Origin of the sequence: Saprospira grandis DSM 2844, assembly GCF_000275825.1 — a bacterium.
GTDB lineage: Bacteria > Bacteroidota > Bacteroidia > Chitinophagales > Saprospiraceae > Saprospira > Saprospira grandis_A.
This window is the reverse complement of the sequence record NZ_JH719942.1, coordinates 1897615-1915888: the sequence shown is the minus strand read 5'-3', so window position 1 is coordinate 1915888 and position 18274 is coordinate 1897615. Positions and strand designations below refer to the sequence as shown.

The 18274-nt window shown below is 45.4% G+C and carries 19 protein-coding genes and 2 tRNA genes; 5 read left to right on the top strand and 16 right to left on the bottom strand.

The features are described 5' to 3' along the window. Positions 1-199: 199 nt before the first annotated feature. The 6 genes from SAPGRDRAFT_RS08760 to SAPGRDRAFT_RS08730 all read right to left on the bottom strand — a co-directional run bounded on the left by SAPGRDRAFT_RS08760 (position 200) and on the right by SAPGRDRAFT_RS08730 (position 4359). On the bottom strand, positions 200-616 hold the full coding sequence (locus SAPGRDRAFT_RS08760) for a 6-pyruvoyl trahydropterin synthase family protein (protein WP_002658780.1): 417 nt from the start codon (positions 614-616) through the stop codon (positions 200-202). Between the two features lie 40 nt (positions 617-656). Further along, positions 657-1400 (bottom strand): hypothetical protein, encoded by a 744-nt coding sequence (locus SAPGRDRAFT_RS08755; protein WP_002658778.1) that lies wholly within the window; start codon positions 1398-1400, stop codon positions 657-659. Positions 1401-1825: 425 nt separating this feature from the next. Continuing rightward, positions 1826-2707, bottom strand: a complete 882-nt coding sequence (gene sucD / locus SAPGRDRAFT_RS08745; RefSeq protein WP_002658776.1) for a succinate--CoA ligase subunit alpha — start codon at positions 2705-2707, stop codon at positions 1826-1828. A gap of 99 nt (positions 2708-2806) precedes the next feature. Next, a complete protein-coding gene (locus SAPGRDRAFT_RS08740; RefSeq protein ID WP_002658775.1) occupies positions 2807-3136 on the bottom strand; it encodes an FtsB family cell division protein in 330 nt (109 codons plus the stop codon). Positions 3137-3341: 205 nt separating this feature from the next. After that, positions 3342-3956: a fumarylacetoacetate hydrolase family protein gene (locus tag SAPGRDRAFT_RS08735; RefSeq protein ID WP_002658774.1), complete on the bottom strand. Its 615-nt coding sequence runs from the start codon at positions 3954-3956 to the stop codon at positions 3342-3344. 329 nt (positions 3957-4285) lie between these two features. Next, positions 4286-4359, bottom strand: a tRNA-Ile gene (locus SAPGRDRAFT_RS08730). Positions 4360-4435: 76 nt separating this feature from the next. On the opposite strand from SAPGRDRAFT_RS08730, the gene SAPGRDRAFT_RS08725 reads away from it, so the two are divergent. Then, on the top strand, positions 4436-5086 hold the full coding sequence (locus tag SAPGRDRAFT_RS08725) for an HAD family hydrolase (protein ID WP_253271295.1): 651 nt from the start codon (positions 4436-4438) through the stop codon (positions 5084-5086). A 168-nt stretch (positions 5087-5254) separates the two neighbouring features. On the opposite strand, the gene SAPGRDRAFT_RS08720 is transcribed toward SAPGRDRAFT_RS08725, so the two are convergent. Both SAPGRDRAFT_RS08720 and coaE read right to left on the bottom strand, forming a co-directional pair. Further along, the gene (locus tag SAPGRDRAFT_RS08720) at positions 5255-6073 is read right to left on the bottom strand and encodes a prohibitin family protein (RefSeq protein WP_002658772.1); all 819 of its coding nucleotides are present in this window, start codon (positions 6071-6073) and stop codon (positions 5255-5257) included. A 64-nt stretch (positions 6074-6137) separates the two neighbouring features. Further along, a complete protein-coding gene (gene coaE / locus SAPGRDRAFT_RS08715) occupies positions 6138-6749 on the bottom strand; it encodes a dephospho-CoA kinase (protein WP_002658771.1) in 612 nt (203 codons plus the stop codon). 250 nt (positions 6750-6999) lie between these two features. On the opposite strand from coaE, the gene SAPGRDRAFT_RS08705 reads away from it, so the two are divergent. The 4 genes from SAPGRDRAFT_RS08705 (at position 7000) to SAPGRDRAFT_RS08690 (ending at position 10459) form a co-directional block, all read left to right on the top strand. After that, positions 7000-7665: a uroporphyrinogen-III synthase gene (locus tag SAPGRDRAFT_RS08705; RefSeq protein ID WP_002658770.1), complete on the top strand. Its 666-nt coding sequence runs from the start codon at positions 7000-7002 to the stop codon at positions 7663-7665. A gap of 216 nt (positions 7666-7881) precedes the next feature. Beyond that, positions 7882-9003, top strand: coding sequence for a recombinase RecA (gene recA / locus SAPGRDRAFT_RS08700; protein WP_002658767.1), 1122 nt, complete (start codon positions 7882-7884; stop codon positions 9001-9003). A 176-nt stretch (positions 9004-9179) separates the two neighbouring features. After that, complete coding sequence (locus SAPGRDRAFT_RS08695; RefSeq protein ID WP_002658765.1) at positions 9180-10334, top strand: ArsA family ATPase; 1155 nt, start codon at positions 9180-9182, stop codon at positions 10332-10334. Between the two features lie 52 nt (positions 10335-10386). Further along, positions 10387-10459 (top strand) — tRNA-Arg (locus SAPGRDRAFT_RS08690). Between the two features lie 104 nt (positions 10460-10563). On the opposite strand, the gene moeB is transcribed toward SAPGRDRAFT_RS08690, so the two are convergent. The 8 genes from moeB to SAPGRDRAFT_RS08640 form a co-directional block, all read right to left on the bottom strand. Further along, positions 10564-11715, bottom strand: a complete 1152-nt coding sequence (moeB, locus tag SAPGRDRAFT_RS08685) for a molybdopterin-synthase adenylyltransferase MoeB (protein ID WP_002658764.1) — start codon at positions 11713-11715, stop codon at positions 10564-10566. A 9-nt stretch (positions 11716-11724) separates the two neighbouring features. Beyond that, the gene (locus SAPGRDRAFT_RS08680) at positions 11725-12006 is read right to left on the bottom strand and encodes a MoaD/ThiS family protein (protein ID WP_002658761.1); all 282 of its coding nucleotides are present in this window, start codon (positions 12004-12006) and stop codon (positions 11725-11727) included. A gap of 26 nt (positions 12007-12032) precedes the next feature. After that, positions 12033-12500, bottom strand: coding sequence for a Mov34/MPN/PAD-1 family protein (locus tag SAPGRDRAFT_RS08675; protein WP_002658759.1), 468 nt, complete (start codon positions 12498-12500; stop codon positions 12033-12035). A gap of 11 nt (positions 12501-12511) precedes the next feature. After that, on the bottom strand, positions 12512-13453 hold the full coding sequence (locus SAPGRDRAFT_RS08670; protein ID WP_002658758.1) for a PLP-dependent cysteine synthase family protein: 942 nt from the start codon (positions 13451-13453) through the stop codon (positions 12512-12514). Positions 13454-14325: 872 nt separating this feature from the next. Further along, on the bottom strand, positions 14326-14955 hold the full coding sequence (gene mtnB / locus SAPGRDRAFT_RS08655; RefSeq protein ID WP_002658756.1) for a methylthioribulose 1-phosphate dehydratase: 630 nt from the start codon (positions 14953-14955) through the stop codon (positions 14326-14328). A 279-nt stretch (positions 14956-15234) separates the two neighbouring features. After that, positions 15235-16095 (bottom strand): phosphatidate cytidylyltransferase, encoded by an 861-nt coding sequence (locus SAPGRDRAFT_RS08650; protein WP_156001876.1) that lies wholly within the window; start codon positions 16093-16095, stop codon positions 15235-15237. Between the two features lie 10 nt (positions 16096-16105). Beyond that, a complete protein-coding gene (locus SAPGRDRAFT_RS08645) occupies positions 16106-17008 on the bottom strand; it encodes a CPBP family intramembrane glutamic endopeptidase (RefSeq protein WP_002658753.1) in 903 nt (300 codons plus the stop codon). Beyond that, positions 16992-18209 (bottom strand): aspartate aminotransferase family protein, encoded by a 1218-nt coding sequence (locus tag SAPGRDRAFT_RS08640; RefSeq protein ID WP_002658750.1) that lies wholly within the window; start codon positions 18207-18209, stop codon positions 16992-16994. Before SAPGRDRAFT_RS08640 ends, SAPGRDRAFT_RS08645 begins: the two co-directional genes overlap by 17 nt. Between the last annotated feature and the right edge of the window lie 65 nt (positions 18210-18274).

Genomic DNA, 18274 nt, shown 5'->3' with positions numbered 1-18274 from the left:
AGGCGACATTTACTCCAGAAGCTGTCCTGCTCAAGGAGCGCAACTTCAATCTGGAACAGCCCTAAAGGGGCTGCATACTAGGGGGGGGATAGCTGCGATGGGAATAGAGAAAAGAAGTCGCACAAATACTTGCTCTAAAAGCGGCTTCTCAAACAGCTTATAGCAAGATAAAAACTTTTGGCTAGAATTTAGATTTTGCCTAGGCCTGCTCTTCATACTCCACATAATTGCGGGGCGTTTCATAGAGGCGAACCCCAATCTTAAATTTGGGATCTAGATGTTCTTTGAGGATTTTCCAGATCAGCCAACAGATATTTTCTGCCGTAGGGTTAAGGGTTTTAAACTCTTCTACCTGTAGGTTGAGGTTTTTGTGGTCAAATTTGGCCTCAATCTTATGTTTAATGATATCATTGAGAATTTTGAGATCAATCACATAGCCGGTTTCGGGGTCTACAGGGCCAGTTACCTTCACCTCTAGTTCATAGTTGTGGCCATGATAATATTCATTATTGCAAAGGCCAAAAACCTCTTCATTTTGCTCGGAGGTCCAGGCGGGATTATGTAGGCGGTGGGCGGCATTAAAGTGAGCACGGCGATAGACAGACATTTGGCGCATAGTTATAATTTTGATCGTGAACTGATTTTAAAACAAACAGTTATTGGGCCTTAAGGTTTTTATTTTGAAAAAGGGCCTGAAATTCCTCGCTACTCAGCCGTCTTTTTAGGCGGCTATGTTGGCGGGCCGCATCAGAGATGCTTTTGATGTAGACCAAGCCTAAGCCTTGGGCATAAATTTCTTGGCGTTGGCCTTGTATTTTCCAGTGGCCACCATTGATCGAATCATTGGTTTCTGAAAACTCTTCTACATCTAATTGGATGGCGGGCAGTTCTTGGCCCTCCCAACTAAAGGTAAGGGCTTCTTTAGACAAGCTTCTGTTGCGAACAATATCATAAATAACTGCGGTATCGGGGGCTATGCTAAAATTGACCCAAAAGCGATACACCTGCCCCTCTTCTTGGGTAGGCTTAAAAGGATAGAGAACGGGCTCTTTAATTTTGGCCGAGCTCGTATGGCTTTTTCCGCTGCTATCGGTTTGGAAGAAGCGATAATCTTTGAGGATGGCCCCATCGGCTAGGATTTGGCTGCGGAAAAACTGTTGTTGTTCTCCTTTTTGGTTGTAGTTGGTCCCTAACAAAAATTGGTTGCCCGCTTTATCATAAACCGTATTATAGAGCCAATAATCTACTTGGCCCGTGCTGTCATCTACATACTCATAGACTTGGGGTTCTTCGAGGGCTTTGATCGGAAAATAATAGGCTTTGATTGATTTGGGGGCTGGAGGTTGGCAGGCGGAAAATAAAAATAGGCTAAGGGTAAGAGCCGAAAAAAGGGGTTTCATATGATTGATATTTTGGTTTGCTTCTGCCTTTTGCAGGCGGCGAAGCCGCCGCAGGCAATAGCCAGATTTAAACGCACTCACTTTTATAGTTTGCAGCAATTTCCCGCTAGTCGGCCCTATTTTCCTCGGCCATAGCGAAGGCTATGCCCTTAAAAAATAGCTGGCCTAGCCAAAAATTCATAGCAAACCATGGCCAAAGCAGCGCGATTAAATCTGGCTGAGGGATGGACAAGGGGGGCCGAAGGCCAGACCGAGCTTTTTGAGCGAAGCGAAAAAAGCGAAGGGCCGAGCGAATAGCGAGCCCTGAAACAGCCCGACCCGCCCGCAGGGCGGGGCAGCCCCAAATAAAAAAGCTTCATAAAAAAAGAGTCACCCCTCATAGAAAGAAGTGACCCTTTAGTCAGTCTGAGCATTATGTATGCTGCTTAAGCTTTAACAGCTTCTAGTGCTTTAACGATAGTTACGCCAATTTGGGCGGGAGTATCGACAGTGATTACGCCACATTCGCGAAGAATAGCGTATTTGGCTTCTGCAGTATCATCTTTACCGCCAACGATAGCACCAGCATGGCCCATTTTGCGGCCTTTGGGCGCTGTTTTACCAGCGATAAAGCCCACTACGGGTTTAGTACCATGTGCTTTGATCCAGCGGGCAGTTTCTACCTCCATTTGGCCTCCGATTTCGCCAATCATAACGATAGCGTCGGTGTCGGGATCAGCCATAAGAAGCTGTACGGCCTCAATCATGGGCGTGCCCAAAACGGGGTCACCACCAATACCGATACAAGTAGATTGGCCCAAACCGGCCTTAGTTACTTGGTCTACGGCCTCATAAGTGAGGGTACCAGATTTAGAAACGATACCAATGCGGCCGGGGTTGTGGATAAAGCCGGGCATGATGCCTACCTTGGCACCGCCAGGGGTAATAATACCGGGGCAGTTGGGGCCAATGAGGCGCACGCCTTTATCATTAACATAAGCCTTCACCTTCAACATGTCTTGCACGGGAATGCCCTCTGTGATGCAAACGATGAGGTCTACACCAGCATCGGCAGCTTCCAAAACGGCATCAGCAGCAAAAGCTGGGGGGACAAAAATGATAGAAACATCGGCGCCAGTCTCTTTTACTGCATCTTCTACAGTATTAAAAACCGGGCGGTCCAAATGGCTAGTTCCTCCTTTACCTGGAGTTACACCGGCTACCACATTGGTGCCATATTCAATCATCTGTTGACCGTGGAAAGAGCCTTCCTTTCCGGTAAAACCTTGAACGACAATCTTAGAGTCTTTATTAACGAGTACCGACATGAAAAAAGGGTTTTAAAACAAGTGATAGACAGAACGGGTTTTCCGCTCTTACAATTACCTTCAAATTTAGAAAATTATATTTAGCCTGCCAATTTCCCTCTAAGGTTTCTTTTGAATGATAAAGATATCCTCATCATCTTTTTTCATCAGGTGTTCTTCTCGGGCAAATTGCTCGAGGTGGCGGTCATCGGTGCTCAGGTTTTCTCTTTTGCGGCTGTCTTTTTCAATTTCATCCTCAAAATAGGCCTTTTTGGTTTGCAGTTCTTGCAAGGTTTTATTGAGCCGATACTGGTTCATGATGCTGTGCTGATCAAAAAGCAGCATCCAAAAGCCATAGACAATAGCGGCCACCACATATTTGTTGCGGAGGCTGGGGGGCAGTTTGTCTATCCATGCCCGAATATTGATATTTAGTTTTTTTCTTGCCATAATTGCTTTGTTTTGGGGCTGCCCCTGCGGCCTTCGGCCTTGGGTCGGGCTGTGTCAGGGCTCGCAGGTCTGCTCGGCCCTGCGCGGGCTGCGCCCGCTGGGTCTGCGGCTGCGCCGCCCCCTTATCCATCCCTCAGCCGATACTGTGGGCCAAGGCCCACAGCCAAAAGGCTTGCCTAAAGAGGGCCAAAGCCCTCATAAAAGTTTAGCGAATTTCGCAGCTCAGTAATTCTTGGCCCTTCAAAAAGCCTTTATACTCTTGGCCTTGGGCAATGGGCCCCACGCCAGCTGGCGTTCCTGTAAATATAAGGTCTCCCTTTTGCAAACTGAAAAACTTAGAGACATAAGCAATCAAATTGTCTATATCTGTAATCATATTGCGGCTATCGCCCTGCTGAACGCTTTGGCCATTTTGCTGCAACTCAAAACAATAATGCCCCTCGGCTTCTTGGGCCTCGGCCTTGGGCAAAAAACGCCCCACAATAGCCGAATGATCAAAGGCCTTGGCGATTTCCCAAGGATGCCCATTTTCTTTGCATTTGCCCTGCAAATCTCTGGCCGTTAGGTCTATGCCCAAACCCACTTCCTCATAATATTTATGGGCAAATTTTGGCGCCACCGATTTGCCCGTTCGGCAAATCTTAACCACCAACTCTAGCTCATAATGAATGTCTTGGCTAAATTCAGGATAATAAAAGGCTTTGCCGTCTTTCAATAAGGCCGTACTGGGCTTCATAAAAATAAGCGGCTGCTTGGGTATAGCATTATTTAACTCTGCGGCATGCTCGGCATAATTACGCCCTATACAAATGATTTTCATAAGCTTTTAGCTGATAGAAGCGGCTATTGCCAACTATTTGTTTTAAAAAACATAAACAAAAAGCTGTAAAAATTTTACAATTACTCCTTTTTGTTTTACCTTTGAAACAGCGGGAAAAGGGAAGTTCACCGCTCAACTTTAGTCATAGGACAAAGGGTTTACACACCTTTGCTCTATTTCAATTCAATAGAAAAAGTTCTTATCGTTTTAGTGTAGGTCTTTTAATTGTTGTCTCATTTGTCTGTCTAGAGAAGCCTTAGGGCTTCTCTTTTTTTTGCCTAGCTCCCAAAACAAAAAAACCTCAATATCCGGCAGGACATTGAGGCGGGTGGTCCCACTTGGGCTCGAACCAAGGACCCACTGATTATGAGTCAGTTGCTCTAACCGACTGAGCTATAGGACCATTTTTTCGCAAACCTCGGTTTTTTCATTAGTTTGCGAAGACAAAAGTAAGAACTAATTTTTTTAGGACCTAAAAAATGATGCAAAATATTATGCTTTTTCCCAAAAACATCCTTTTTGACCTTGGCGGGGTAATTCTCAACCTTGATATTCCCCGAACGATGGCTTGTTTTAAAAGCTTGGCCGGTAGCGAGGCCGAGTTTAACCGAATTTTTGGCCTTTTGGCCCAAGAGGCGCATTTTGAGCGTTTTGAAAGAGGCCAAATTTCAGCCGATGATTTTTTGGCCCGCTTTGTAGCATTGGCCGAGCGGCCCATAGATAAGGCTCAAGCTAAAATAGCCTGGAACGCCATGCTGCTCGAGCTGCCCGCCCAGCGCATCAATACGCTACAAAAGTTGCGGGCCAAGGGGCACCGCCTCTTTTTGCTCAGCAATATTAACGAAATCCATTTGGAGGAGGTCCGCAAAATTATTGAGGCGCAACATGGCGCTCTTGACTTTGATGGCCTTTTTGAAAAAGCCTACTACTCTCATGAGATTGGGCGGCGCAAACCAGATATTTCTACTTATCAGTGGTTGGCCGAGGATGCGGGCATTTTGGCCCAAGACACTTTATTTATAGATGATAATGCCGACAATATAAAAGGCGCCCGAGAAGCTGGCTTCTGGGCGCAATTGCATTTGGCCAATACTAATTTGGAGTTGGCCATGGCCGATTATCTAAAATAATGGGCCGTATTTTTTGGATGGGACAGGCGGCGAAGCCGCCGCAGGCCTAGCGATGTGCAGCAGTGGCCGTCAGGCCAGACCAAGCAAAAAACTTGTTTTTTTGCGTAGGGCCGAGCGAGCAGCGAGCTGCGAAACGTAGCGCCTGCCGTAGGCAGGAGGCCCCAAAACCTACTTATCGCCTAAAATGAGGGGGAGGCCCTTATCGCCTCCTCCTACCACAATCACCTTGGTGTTGGGTGAATTGGCTAGTTGGAGAGTGGCTTCAATTCCTTTTTCGGTCAAAATCTTATCGTTCAAACTTTGGGTAAGAATCTCGTTGGCCTCGGCCTTGGCGCTAGCCTCGATGAGGATCCGTTCTTTTTCCTTGCGTTCTTGGGCCAAAATGTATTCATATTTGAGGGCCTTTTGTTCGGCCTCAATTTTTTCTTCAATGGCTCGGCGCACCTTATCGGGCAGCTCAATATCGCGGATAAGAACAGCGCGAAGGTCAATAAAATTGCTGACCAAAGTTTTCTCCAGATTTGTTTGGATAAGTCCCTGAACTTCATCTCTTTTTGTAGAATAAAGCTCTTCGGGCTTATAGCGGCCAATGACATTTCTAACGGCAGAGCGCACCTCGGGTTTGACCAAAGTATTCATATAATTCTCGCCAAATTGCTCATGCAAATGCCCAATTTTCTCAAAAGAGGGATTCACACGGACCGTCAAATCGAGTTGAATATTTAGTCCATTGCTCGACAAAACCGTCATGCTTTCCTCCAGTTGTTGCTCCCGCACATCATAGATATACATGCTGTTCCAGGGGGCCAAAACATGAAAACCGGGGGCATAAGTTTTCTCTTGGTCAATTCCTTTTCCGAAGGGTTGAAAGAGCACCCCTCTAAATCCTGCGTCAATGGTCAGGAAGGTACTATTGACCAAAACGAGGGTAAAAATGGCGATGACCAGGCCAATCACGCCAAAAATAATCAATCGACTGTTGTTCATATTTTATGTAGTTTGTTATGAGGATACAATGGAGATCCAATTAAAAAAATTCCCATTTCATGGGCTATTCGGGCTTAGATCGGGCTAATTTACTAATTTCTTGATTTAGTTTTTGTACTTGCAGTTGCAAAGCTTCTAGGCTGCTATTTTCCAGAATATAATCGGCTCTTTTGATTTTTTCTTCTTCGGGCCATTGGTTGTTGATGCGGGCCAAAACGGCGGCTTCTGTCAGCTGATCTCTGGCCATCACCCGGCTAATTCGCAGCTCTAGCGGAGCCGTCACCACAATAATTTTATCAAATTGATCGGCCAAATTGGCCTCAAAAATAAGGGCGGCTTCCTTCAGGCAATAGGGATGTCCAGCCTGCTGCATTTGCGCCTGCCAAGCCTGCGTATCTCGCTTGACCGCCGGATGCACCAAGGCGTTGAGTTGGGCCAAAGCGGCCTTATCCGTAAAGACTTTTTCGGCCAAATAAGGGCGGTTGAGCCCCCCGGCGGGATCATAGGTATCGGGACCAAAAGCGGCCATCAAATCTTGCTGCAATTTATGGTCATTTTGCATCAGCCATTTGGCCCTTTGGTCGGCATCATAAAGCGGGACGCCTAAGGCTTCAAAAAAGCGGGCGGCGGTGCTTTTTCCACTTCCAATACCGCCAGTAATTCCAATTTTCAACATGATTTTTTTTCATTTTGTTTATTTGGGGCTGCCCCAGCCTTTGGCTGGGTCGGGCCATTGCGCAGCTCGCAGGTCTGCTCGGCCCTGCAGCCCTTTGGGCTTTGGTCTGCCGCCTTCGGCGGCCCTGCTACAGCCCCTCAGCCGCGTCGCTGCGCTCCTTTGCGGCGGCTTCGCCGCCTGCTAGATGCAGGCAAAACGCCTTGCTCTTGTAAAATGGCACAAAAAGCTTTAGCTTTCAAAAAAGAAGGAGATGCAAAAAATTTTTATTTCCAGAAAACTAGCCGAGCAAAGTGACTTTAGGCGCTTATTAGCTAATCGGGCCGAGCTCATAGATTACTCACTATTAAGGTTTTGGCCCATTAACTTTAGTTGGCCCAAAGATACGGACTGTTATTTTTTTTATAGCCCCAGAGGGCTGCGCTATGCCTTGGCCCAATGGAAAAAACCCTGGGAGCAGCTCCCTTTGATTGCGGCTTTGGGGCCGGCAACAGCCGCTGTACTTGAAGAATTTGGCTTAACAGCAGATTTCATTGGCTCTGGCCGGCCCGCCCCTACTGCCCTGGCCTTTAAAGAATGGCTGGGCCAAAAAAGCGTTTGCTTTTTTCGGGCCGAACAATCTAAACGCTCTATTCAACAACTGCTCAAGGGCCAGATATTGGCCAAGGAGCGCATTGTCTATAGCAACCAAGCCAAAACCCAATTTGCCGACAGCCAAGCCGATATTTTAGTCTTGACCAGCCCACTCAATGCCCAAACCTATTTAAAGGCCTACCCCAAAAGGAAAAATCAAGAAATTCTAGTTATTGGACGTAGCACGGCCCAAAAACTTATGGAAATGGGCTATAGCAACTTTCATTTAGCCACTGCTCCTAAAGAAAAAGCCTTGGCCCAATACTGTTTGCGCTATTTGCTCTAGCCCTATTGGCCTTAGCAATTCGCCACAAATTGTTTTTCATTTTATTTTTTTTACTAAAAATTGCAACAAAAAGTTGCACTACTAGTAAAAGCCCTGTACATTTGGTTCATAACAAAAAGAAATGAAAGTTTTTGCGGGCAGGCTTGCGGCTTTTACTGAAAAAACTTAACTTTATCGTATACTTTAGATTTTACTTGGCTATAAATACAAAATGAGATGGCAACTAAAAAAGATGCTAAGGCCCTAGAGGGCAAAAAAAAGGCCCTACAGGCCACATTAGATCGCTTGACTAAAACCTATGGAAAAGGGAGTGTCATGAAGTTGGGCGATGCCCCAATGGTAGAGGTAGAAGCTATTCCTACAGGTTCTATTGGCTTGGATGTCGCTTTGGGCACCAATGGCCTTGCCAAAGGGCGTATTGTAGAGATTTATGGACCAGAATCTTCTGGTAAAACGACTATTGCCATTCATGCTATTGCAGAATGTCAGAAGGCGGGCGGAATTGCTGCTTTTGTTGATGCAGAGCATGCTTTTGACCGTTATTATGCTGAAAAATTGGGCGTAGATGTAGATGAGTTGGTTTTTGCTCAGCCTGATTATGGAGAGCAAGCCTTGGAAATTGCCGAGAACTTGATTCGCTCTGGCGCTATTGATATTTTGGTGGTGGATTCTGTTGCTGCACTTGTTCCTCGCGCAGAGATTGAGGGCGATATGGGAGATTCTAAGATGGGGCTTCAGGCACGTTTGATGTCTCAGGCTATGCGCAAATTGACTAGCGCCATTGGTAAAACGAATTGTTGCTGTATTTTCATCAACCAGTTGCGAGAAAAAATTGGGGTGATGTTCGGTAATCCAGAAACCACAACCGGGGGTAATGCCTTGAAGTTTTATGCTTCTCAGCGTTTGGATATTCGCCGCTCTGGTGCTGCCATTAAGGACCGTGAAGGCAATGTAGTGGGAAACCACGTTAAGGTGAAAGTGGTCAAGAATAAATTGGCTCCTCCCTTCCGCATCGCTCAGTTTGATATCATGTATGGAGAAGGCGTTTCTAAAACTGGAGAACTCGTTGATATGGGCGCTGAATTTGACATCTTGAGCAAGAGCGGCGCTTGGTATGGCTATGGAGGGACAAAAATTGCCCAAGGGCGCGAAGCAGCCAAGCAATTTATGATGGATAACCCAGAGGTTGCTCTAGAGATTGAAGAAAAGATCAAAGCCCACCTTTTTGGTAACCCTCAGGAAGAGCCAGAAGATGTAGAAGATGCTGCAACAGAAGATGCTGCTGCAAAAACTGAAGAAAAAACAAGCAAACGCGGCCGCAAGAAAGCCGATGCTTAATCGAAATACCTTTTTGTCTAAAATGCAAGCCAGAGAATCCCTTGGCTCTCTACCTAAAGTCTGCGGTTTCTTTTTGTATTTTTAGCCAGTAGCTGCCTCTTCGCTTAGCGGAGAGGTAGTTTTTTTTTGTGGGGCTATAGAAAAGCTGTACTTTGAATGAGAAAAGCAAAACATCAATGAGAATCTTACTTTTTACAGGAAAAGGCGGCGTAGGCAAAACGAGCAGCGCAGCTGCCACAGCTTTGGCCACTGCCGCCCAAGGATACAGAACCTTGGTGGTCTCTACCGACCCCGCTCATAGCCTTTCGGATGCTTTGGACCAAGAACTAGCCCCAGAACCCAAAGCCGTAGCCCCTAATTTATGGGCCCAAGAATTTGACGTCTATTATTCTATGAAAAAACATTGGGATAATATGCGCAACCTCATGCTGACGGTCTTCCGCTGGCGGGGCGTAAAAAATATTGTGGCCGAAGAGCTTTCTGTCTTGCCCGGCATGGAAGAAGCCTCTGCTTTTTTATGGATTGAGCAACACTACCGCGAAGGGAAATATGATGTACTCATTATTGACTCCGCCCCCACTGGAGAAACCCTAAGCTTACTTTCCTTGCCTCAGGTTATGCAGTCTTGGGTAAATAAAGCCGTACCCAAATTTGCCATCAAAACCGCCGGAAAGTTTTTGCGCAAAGCCTCTGGCGTTCCTTTAGACAAAGGCTTTGAAGAACTAGAAGAGCTCTTTGAAAAACTAGAGCAGGTCCAGAAAATTATGCTGAACCCCAAAATTTGCTCTATTCGGATTGTCGCCAACCCCGAACGCATGGTCATACAAGAAGCCAAAAGAGCCTATACCTATTTACAACTCTATGGCTATCAGGTAGATGGCATTATTGTTAATCGAGTACTGCCCGAAGAAATGGGCGCAGGCGTTTTTGCTCAGTATATTAAAAGCCAAAAACAATATCTTGAGGATATTGAGGAAAGCTTTGCCCCCCTACCCATTTTTAAGGCCCCCCATTTGGGCCAAGAACTATTTGGTTTGCCACTACTAGAAAAAATGGGCCAGCTGCTCTATAAAGGAGAAGACCCCGCTCAGTTTTTTCATAGTGAAAACCCCTTTGAGGTAGAAGAAAGAGGGCAATACTATTTAATTAGCATCAAACTCCCCTTTATTCAAGAAGAAGATTTTTCGGTCCAAAAATTTGGCGATGAACTGGTCCTAGATGTCAAGGGCCGCAGAAAAAATATCTTTCTGCCCCGCTTTGCCAACTACCTCCAACTAGAAAAACACGCCTTTGCCGACGGACAGCTTCGGCTTTGGCTAAAAAAATCATAGAAGCAAAATTGGCAGTCTCTACAAAATTGTCTATTTTTGTGTTTCATAGACAGCCCGCATAGCTCAACTGGAAGAGTGTCGGTTTCCGGAGCCGAAGGTTGCAGGTTCGAACCCTGCTGTGGGTATTGGCCCAACAAACATCTGTTTGTTGGGCCTTTTTTTATGCCCATAAAAAAAGCCAGAGCCCCCTTTGGGGCCCTAGCTCATAAAAAAGCATACAGACAGCTCTTTAGTAAGTGGCGAGTTCTTGGTCCACTTCCTTGGCATAGGCTAAAATTCCGCCCTCCAAATTAAGTAAGTTAGTATAGCCGTATTGCGCTTGCAATAACTCAATCACATCAGCGCTTCGCTTTCCAGACCGACAATGCAGAACAACATCTCCCGTTTTGGGAATTTGGTCCAACTGCTGCTCAATTTCTCCTTTCGGAATCAATTGGCCTCCTATATCTACAATTTCTTGCTCATAAGACTCTCGCACATCAATTAACACAAAAACTCTTGACTCCTCTTGCCACTGCTTAAGTTCTTGCACGCTAATGCTTGGCACAGCCGCCACAGGCTGCTCTTCTTTGGCTTCTTCAACCCCACAAAACTGCTCATAATCAATGAGTTCTGTAATTTCTGGAGTGTTTGGGTTTTTCCAAATCTTGAGGGTTCTATGGCTAAAGGTCAAAGCATCAAAGAGATAGAGCCGCCCCACTAAAGGCTCCCCTACCCCAGTAATCACTTTAATGACCTCTAGTGCTTGTAAAGAACCAATAATGCCTGGCAAGACGCCCAAAACACCTCCCTCAGAACAAGAAGGCACTAAGCCCGGAGGTGGTGGAGAGGGAAAAAGATCTCGATAATGAGGACCTAAATTGCCTGCCTCATCTTTGTAGTTAAAAACCGAAACCTGTCCCTCAAAGCGATAGATAGAGGCATAGACATTCGTTTTACCTAAAATTACACAGGCATCATTAACCAAGTAACGAGTCGGAAAATTATCGGTCCCATCAGCCACTACATCATAGCCCTTAACAATGTCTAGGGCATTCTCTGAGTTTAAAAACTCATTGTAAACAGAGACCTCAATATGTGGATTGAGCGCCTCTATCCGAGCTTTGGCAGCCTCTGCTTTTAACTGACCAATGCTCTCGGTCCCAAATAATACTTGCCGCTGCAAATTGCTATCATCTACTCGATCATAATCTACAATGCCAATATGGCCCACTCCTGCAGCAGCCAAATAGAGTAAAAGAGGACTGCCCAAACCACCAGAACCCACGACGAGCACCTTAGCGGCCTTGAGTTTTCGCTGCCCTGCTATATTAAACTCTGGAATAATAATATGTCGGCTGTAGCGCTCTAGCTCCGCCTTTGAAAATTCAATATTTGCCATCTTCTTTCTTTAAAGGTCAATTCCACCCGCAATAGCCGGAATAATACTTAATGTGCTATCTGATTTTAGGGCCGTATTGGGCCCATCTAAAGCCAAAATGTCTTCATCTTCTAAAAAGATGCGAACAAAGGCCCGAACTTGCCCCTCTTTATCTAGTAGGTGTTGGGCTAAAACAGGATAAAGCTCAATTAAACGGTCTATTGCAGCTTGTACTGTCTCTGCATCTAATTTGACGCTTGCTTGTTGGTCAGTGAATTTGCGTAGTGGTGTGGGAATAATTACTGTTGCCATAATATTTTGGTTAGATGATTGAATAATTAAATGAGTTCTCTTTTAGCTAGGGCTTCTAAGTTGTTTCGTTTTACTTCTTCTGCCTCAAATTCTCTTCGCTCTTCATTCAATCGCCAGGAAGTAAGCTCTGCAGCCCGCCCTTCTTGTACCGATAAAATGATGTAGGAGAAATAAGGCACCGCCTGCTTTAAATCATGTATAGAGGGAATTGCTGGATGATTGGGATGGGAGTGATAGATCCCCAAGAGGTTTAATCCCAATTCCAAGGCCTTTCTTTCCGCTTTCATATAATCTAAAGGCGAGATTTCAAAACGCCGTCTTTGGTCCCCTTCTTTGCTGTTAATAACGGCCTCGGCGAGTAGTACATGCCGCAATTGCCCCTCATTTTCCTCTGTTCCATAAAAGAATCCACAGCCTTCATTCGGAAAATCGGCTTCTAATTGTTGCAATATATACTGCTCGGCCTCAGGGGCTAAACTCAATTGATAAGACATAATAAGCGATTTTAATATGGAAAAATTTGTTCAATGACCTCCCCGTACTTGTCTGCACTATCAGGCAAAAGGGTCACAATATGGGCCTCTTGCTCAGGCGGAAGTTCTTGGGCCCATAAATAGGCGCCCAAAACATTGGCCGCAGCCGAAGGACTCACCAACAGCCCTTCTTCTTTGGCCAGCCTTCTGAGCATATCATAGGCCTGAAAACTATCTATTGGCAGCTCATGATGCGCCAAACTATTATCATAAATAGGCGGAATATGGGCCGTAGGCAGATGTTTCCAGCCTTCCAAACCATGTAGTGCGCCATCTGGCTGCAAACTGGCCAACTGTATCGCAGGATTTTTCTCTTTTAGTCCTCTGGCGTTGCCCACAAAACTGCCCGTGGTCCCTAAAGCGGTAACAAAATGGGTAATTTTAGCCGCCGTTTGCGCCCAGATTTCCTCACTGGTTCCATAATAATGCGCCTGCCAATTGGCCGGATTACTATATTGGTCGGCATAATAGTATTTCTCTGGCTCGGCTAAAGCAAGCGCTTTGGCCTTTTCTTGGGCCTCATCAGTGCCCCCAAATGGAGAACTAAAAATGAGGTTTGTCCCTAATGCTCTCAAGATTCGCTTGCGCTCTACCGAGGCATTTTCAGGCAAAATAATGGTTAGGGGAATGCCCAAAGCCGCCGCTATATGCGCATAAGCAATGGCCGTATTGCCACTACTGGCATCCAAAAGATGCTTACCTTGGCCCAATTCTCCCCGCTCTATGGCGGTTTTTATGATGTTGTAGGCGGCCCGCGTCTTCACGCTGCCCCCCAACTGATGCCACTCTAGCTTGGCATAAATATGAATATTGGGAGAAGGGCTCAGACTTTTGAGCTCTACTAAGGGCGTTTGCCCCACTAAACGACCTACCGCCGCTAAGGCTTCTTGATATTTTTTAATGGTTGCTGGCATATTGGAGGAGTATGTTTTTTATTTTTTGATTCTTTTGGGGCTGCCCCGCCCTGCGGGCGGGTCGGGCTGTGTCGCAGCTCGCAGGTCTGCTCGGCCCTTCGCAAAATTTCGCTGCGCTCATTTTACTCGGTCTGGCCCTGCGGGCCACTGCTGTCCATCCCTCAGCCAAGGGCCTTCGGCCCTTCTGGACCAAAAAAAAAGCTCAACTCCTTTTAGACAAAAGAAGTTGAGCCGAGCAATTATAGTAAGTAGACCAAAATAAAGATCATTTACTGGCATTGCCTCTCCCCTCTTTTTGCCCAAGCAAAAGAGAATGACAACAACAACAGCAAGCAAATAAGGAAATGATCTGCATAAGATTAGATTCTAGAAAAAAGAAAAAGCCTTTTTTGAGAGAACATCTCAAAAAGGCTTTGGTTATGTAAAACATCAGATTTAACTCTTCATTGATACATAGCTTTAGCTCTGAGATGCTTGGAAAGCAAAACAGGGGCGGCAACAACAGCAGCATGAAGTAGTCTTAAATCTATTTTCTGTTTTTATCATACTCTAAAATTCAGGATAAATTTTGGGCTTTCCAAATTTAATTCTCCCTTTTTAGCAAAAAAAGGCTAAAAAAAAGTCATTTTCTTAAGCGCTGAGAATCGCACAGAAAAAACTTACTGACCTAAGTATAAGGCGCATTAAATTCTCAGCGCTTAGAAAAAAGTAGTTTTTCGACTCTTTTGGACCCCAAAAAGCAGTTTTTAAATTCTCCTTCCTTTTGTAAAAAGAACAAAAAACTGTGGAACAGCAAATTGTTCCACGTGGAACAATGAAAAACAACTCCTCAGTTTGTGGAAATGGAAAAACCAATTGTTCCACGTGGAACATTAGCGTGGAGCCAAAAGCATTTTTTTGTACTGAACTTCCAATAAAAACTCTAAAGCTTCCAAATGCCGTTTGGCTTCGGCTATACTTTTGCCCCAAGTATAGAGTCCATGTCCTGCAATCAAATAAGCAATAGTAGTGGGTTGGGCCAAATAGAGCTGTCTAAAATCTTCAGAAAGTTGCTCTATGTCCTGTGTATTGGGAAAAATGGGCAGCTCAAAATCTGCATCATGGCTATCAAATTGAGGTAAAGCTTTGAGCAATTCGTACTGACTAAGCTGCAAACACTCCTCTTTTAAGTAATAATCAGAGAGGAGGGTGCCATAAATAGAGTGCGTATGCAGCACTACATTTATGGTTTTATTCTCTTCATAAAGGACCGTATGGAGTAGGGTTTCCGCCGAAGAACGTTCCTTTTCAAAGGGGGGCAGTGCTCTGCCCTTAAGGTCTACAAGCATAAAATCTTGGGCCGAGAACTGGCTTTTATCTCGGCCAGACTTAGAAATAGCGAGGCGATCTGCCCCTACTCTAAAAGAGTAATTTGTACTAGTTGCCGGCGAAAAGCCTTTGGCATTCCATGCTCTAATGAGTTGGGCCAATTGTTCTGCAGTTTCTCTTGGTATTATTGACATATCATAACAGCTAAAAAAGTGAAAAGGCCGGAGCGAAAAGCCCAAAGCAACCCCAAATGTTGAGCGGCCTAGCGATGTGTAGGGGTGGCCGAAGGCCAGACCGAGGCCGCTTTGCGGCCAAAGGGCCGAGCGAAGAGCGAGCCCCGAAACGTAGCGCCTGCCGTAGGCAGGAGGCCCCAAAACAACAGCGAGCCTCGAAACGACAACAAGGTCTTTAGACCGCAGTTCGACGACCGAAGGGAGTAACCGCCTGCCGTAGGCAGGAGGCCCCAAATTCACTTAAAAAGGAATAAATCTAGCAATTTTCAGGATAAAAATAATCGTAAAAGTAATCAGAGGAAAGACAAAAAGGAAAGCATCAAAGCGATCGATTAGTCCACCATGCCCAGGCAAAGTTGTTCCTGTATCCTTAATATTGAGTGAGCGTTTGAGCATAGAGGCAATAAGGTCGCCCCAAAAGGCAAAAATAGAGGCCTCTGCGGCTAAAATGAGCCAAGTAGTCAATGAAAAATCGAGGATGCTCCAGACAAAATAAGAAGCAAATCCCCAAAGCAAAGCCGCGGTAAATCCCCCAATAAGGCCCTCAAGCGTTTTATTGGGAGATAAAATGGGTGAAATTCTACGTTTTCCGAGTTTACGGCCAGTGAAATAAGCAAAAACATCATTGGCCCAAACCAGCAACATAATCGCCATAATGAGAAAGCGGCCCGAGGGATCTTGCAAAGACAGAAAGCAAAGCAAGAAAGTGGGCAGCCCAATATAGAAAAGGCCAAGGTAGCTGTAGGCAATATTTTGGAAAGGATTTTTGCTAGACGCCGCCAATTCTAGGAGAAAAGGAAGCGAATAGAGGGGCAAAAACCAATGTCCTAGCCCGTTTAGGACCAAAGGAAAAGGGGATAAATAGCCATCGATAAGGAGCAAAGTGGGCAAAATAGAGAGCAACATAAAGAGTGCTCGCCGCAATTGATTATAGATTTTTTGCGGACTATCTTGCTGTAGGAGCAATTGGCCCAGCTCTCGGATACATAAAAAGCCCACTAAAAGGTAGAGCAAAGCTGCCGAAACGGGATGGGCTAGCGTGCCGACAATCATAACTACCCCAAAGACTAGGGCTGTAGTGGTGCGCAAGCGCAAACTCATAAGCAATAAATTAGGAGGGTAAATAATCATCGGCCTGAATATCCCCTTGTTTTTTATGTCCTTTATAGAGTAAAAAACAGATGGCAAAAGCCAAAGGATAAGCCAAAATGCCTAAATAAATGGGCAGCTCTAAGCCTGTTTGCTCAGACATTTGGTCTGCAAAGTAGTAATAGAGCAATAATTGAGAAGAATTAAAGGCGATATGCAGCAAAATAGGCGTCCAAAGACTGCCTGTCCAGCGCAAACTATAGCCTAAAAGTGCCCCCAATAAAAAGCGAGGAATAAAGCCTTCGGGCTGAAAATGAATCAGGCTAAACAGCAAGGCAGCGATCCAAATTCCTAGGTCCAAATTCTTAGTAAGTTGAGAGAGTAGACGTTGCAGAATGCCTCTAAAGAGCAGCTCCTCTCCTAGCCCAGCGGCCAAGCCCACCAACAAAAAGTTAGTCAATAGTTCCATCGGGCTATTCATGCTCATCAACTTTTCTTGCAAGGCAATGGTCTCTTTAGCGATCCAGCTTTCTGGAGTCATCATCTGATTGAGCGCATAGAGCTGCATGGCAATTGGATAAAGGCAAAGCGCTAAAAGCGGCAAAAGCAAATAGGTCCAGAACTTAGCAGAGCGATTGAGCAGCAAAAAATCCATGGCTCTTTTGGGCTTCCAAATTAGGCTAAAGCCTAGGGCCACCAAAGTATAGCCACAGAAATGGCTGAACAGGCTCCCCCATTTTAGGCCTGCAAGTTCATTGGGAGTAGGGTCTGTAGTAGCCAAATTGGAGACCAGCTCCATTAAATTGCTAACCCCATAGGCCGAAGCAATAAGCTGAAGGCCTAGCTGGCCCAGAATCATCCCAATTGCCCAAATAGGCAGCAGGTATAAAAAGCCTTGGGTAGCTGTTTTAGTTGTTCTTGTCATAGCTTGGACCGTCTACTTCATCAATAGCTTCTAGCAAAATAGCCACTGCCTGATGAATTTGTTGAGGACTAATAATAAGTGGTGGCGCAATACGGATAGCCGAATCATTAAAGAGGAACCAGTCTGAAATCAAGCCTTTTTCCATACACTTAAGAATAACCGCCTTAGTTTGTTCATAGCTAGAAAGCTGAACGGCCATCAATAGGCCAGCAGAACGGACCGTTTTAATCTTAGGATGCTTGAGTAAGCTTAAGAAAAGAGCTTCTTTTTCCTTAACCGTACCTATCAGCTCCTCATACTCTTCCTTCAGCACTTTTAAGTTGGCCAAGGCAGCAGCACAACAAAGTGGATGCCCTCCAAAAGTAGTAATATGCCCCAAAAAGGGATTATGGCTAAGGACTTGCATAATTTCTTGGCTAGCAATAAAGGCCCCTATCGGCATTCCGCCACCAAAGCCTTTAGCCAAAAGGAGAATATCGGGCACTACATCAAACTGCTCAAAGGCAAAGAAGCTACCAGTGCGGCCACAGCCCACCTGAATTTCATCAAATATTAAGAGTGCGCCAACGGCTGTACAACGCGCTCTGAGGGCCTTTAAATAGCCTTCTAAGGGGTTTTCCACCCCTTTCTCTGCCCGTACGGGCTCAATGATCACAGCAGCCGTTTTTTCCGTAATTTTGTCCAAATCGGGCCAGCTATTAAAGGCAATATGATTGATATTGGGTAAAAGTGGGCGAAAAGGAGCCGTAAAAAAGTCGGTGCTCATCAAACTCAATGCCCCTTGGCTGCTCCCATGATAAGAGGTTTCGCAGGCAATGATTTCGGCCCGGCCCGTATAGCGCTTGGCCAGTTTCATGGCCCCTTCTGTTGCTTCTGTTCCAGAATTGACAAAATAGCAGCTAGACAAAGAAGTGGGCAGTAAATCCGCTAAGTACTTTGCCAATTGAACCTGAGGACTCAAAATAAACTCCCCATAGACCAAGGTATGCAAATAGCGCTCTGATTGTGCAGCAATTGCGGCCATTACCTTGGGGTGCCGATGCCCTAAATTAGAAACTGAAATACCTGAAATGAGGTCAATATAAGACTTGCCTGTAGGCCCATACATATAAATTCCCTCTGCCCGATCAATCTCTAAGGCCAAAGGAGCATCAGAGGTTTGGGCCAAATGTTGTAAAAATAATTGTCTGCTAGATAGCATATAAGCTGTACTTTTGTATGATAATCTAAGTCTACAAAGTTAGGAAAACTTTGTACATTGTTCAG

What these genes read in the sequence shown, in the direction of transcription:
- SAPGRDRAFT_RS08650 (WP_156001876.1), bottom strand. Translation starts at nt 16,095, where the DNA reads ATGAGTTTGCGCTTGCGCACCACTACAGCCCTAGTCTTTGGGGTAGTT.
- SAPGRDRAFT_RS08725 (WP_253271295.1), top strand. Translation starts at nt 4,436, where the DNA reads ATGATGCAAAATATTATGCTTTTTCCCAAAAACATCCTTTTTGACCTT.
- SAPGRDRAFT_RS08740 (WP_002658775.1), bottom strand. Translation starts at nt 3,136, where the DNA reads ATGGCAAGAAAAAAACTAAATATCAATATTCGGGCATGGATAGACAAA.
- SAPGRDRAFT_RS08755 (WP_002658778.1), bottom strand. Translation starts at nt 1,400, where the DNA reads ATGAAACCCCTTTTTTCGGCTCTTACCCTTAGCCTATTTTTATTTTCC.
- SAPGRDRAFT_RS08735 (WP_002658774.1), bottom strand. Translation starts at nt 3,956, where the DNA reads ATGAAAATCATTTGTATAGGGCGTAATTATGCCGAGCATGCCGCAGAG.
- SAPGRDRAFT_RS08760 (WP_002658780.1), bottom strand. Translation starts at nt 616, where the DNA reads ATGCGCCAAATGTCTGTCTATCGCCGTGCTCACTTTAATGCCGCCCAC.
- SAPGRDRAFT_RS08670 (WP_002658758.1), bottom strand. Translation starts at nt 13,453, where the DNA reads ATGCCAGCAACCATTAAAAAATATCAAGAAGCCTTAGCGGCGGTAGGT.
- SAPGRDRAFT_RS08680 (WP_002658761.1), bottom strand. Translation starts at nt 12,006, where the DNA reads ATGGCAACAGTAATTATTCCCACACCACTACGCAAATTCACTGACCAA.
- recA (WP_002658767.1), top strand. Translation starts at nt 7,882, where the DNA reads ATGGCAACTAAAAAAGATGCTAAGGCCCTAGAGGGCAAAAAAAAGGCC.
- SAPGRDRAFT_RS08695 (WP_002658765.1), top strand. Translation starts at nt 9,180, where the DNA reads ATGAGAATCTTACTTTTTACAGGAAAAGGCGGCGTAGGCAAAACGAGC.
- SAPGRDRAFT_RS08720 (WP_002658772.1), bottom strand. Translation starts at nt 6,073, where the DNA reads ATGAACAACAGTCGATTGATTATTTTTGGCGTGATTGGCCTGGTCATC.
- coaE (WP_002658771.1), bottom strand. Translation starts at nt 6,749, where the DNA reads ATGTTGAAAATTGGAATTACTGGCGGTATTGGAAGTGGAAAAAGCACC.
- SAPGRDRAFT_RS08645 (WP_002658753.1), bottom strand. Translation starts at nt 17,008, where the DNA reads ATGACAAGAACAACTAAAACAGCTACCCAAGGCTTTTTATACCTGCTG.
- SAPGRDRAFT_RS08640 (WP_002658750.1), bottom strand. Translation starts at nt 18,209, where the DNA reads ATGCTATCTAGCAGACAATTATTTTTACAACATTTGGCCCAAACCTCT.
- moeB (WP_002658764.1), bottom strand. Translation starts at nt 11,715, where the DNA reads ATGGCAAATATTGAATTTTCAAAGGCGGAGCTAGAGCGCTACAGCCGA.
- sucD (WP_002658776.1), bottom strand. Translation starts at nt 2,707, where the DNA reads ATGTCGGTACTCGTTAATAAAGACTCTAAGATTGTCGTTCAAGGTTTT.
- SAPGRDRAFT_RS08675 (WP_002658759.1), bottom strand. Translation starts at nt 12,500, where the DNA reads ATGTCTTATCAATTGAGTTTAGCCCCTGAGGCCGAGCAGTATATATTG.
- mtnB (WP_002658756.1), bottom strand. Translation starts at nt 14,955, where the DNA reads ATGTCAATAATACCAAGAGAAACTGCAGAACAATTGGCCCAACTCATT.
- SAPGRDRAFT_RS08705 (WP_002658770.1), top strand. Translation starts at nt 7,000, where the DNA reads ATGCAAAAAATTTTTATTTCCAGAAAACTAGCCGAGCAAAGTGACTTT.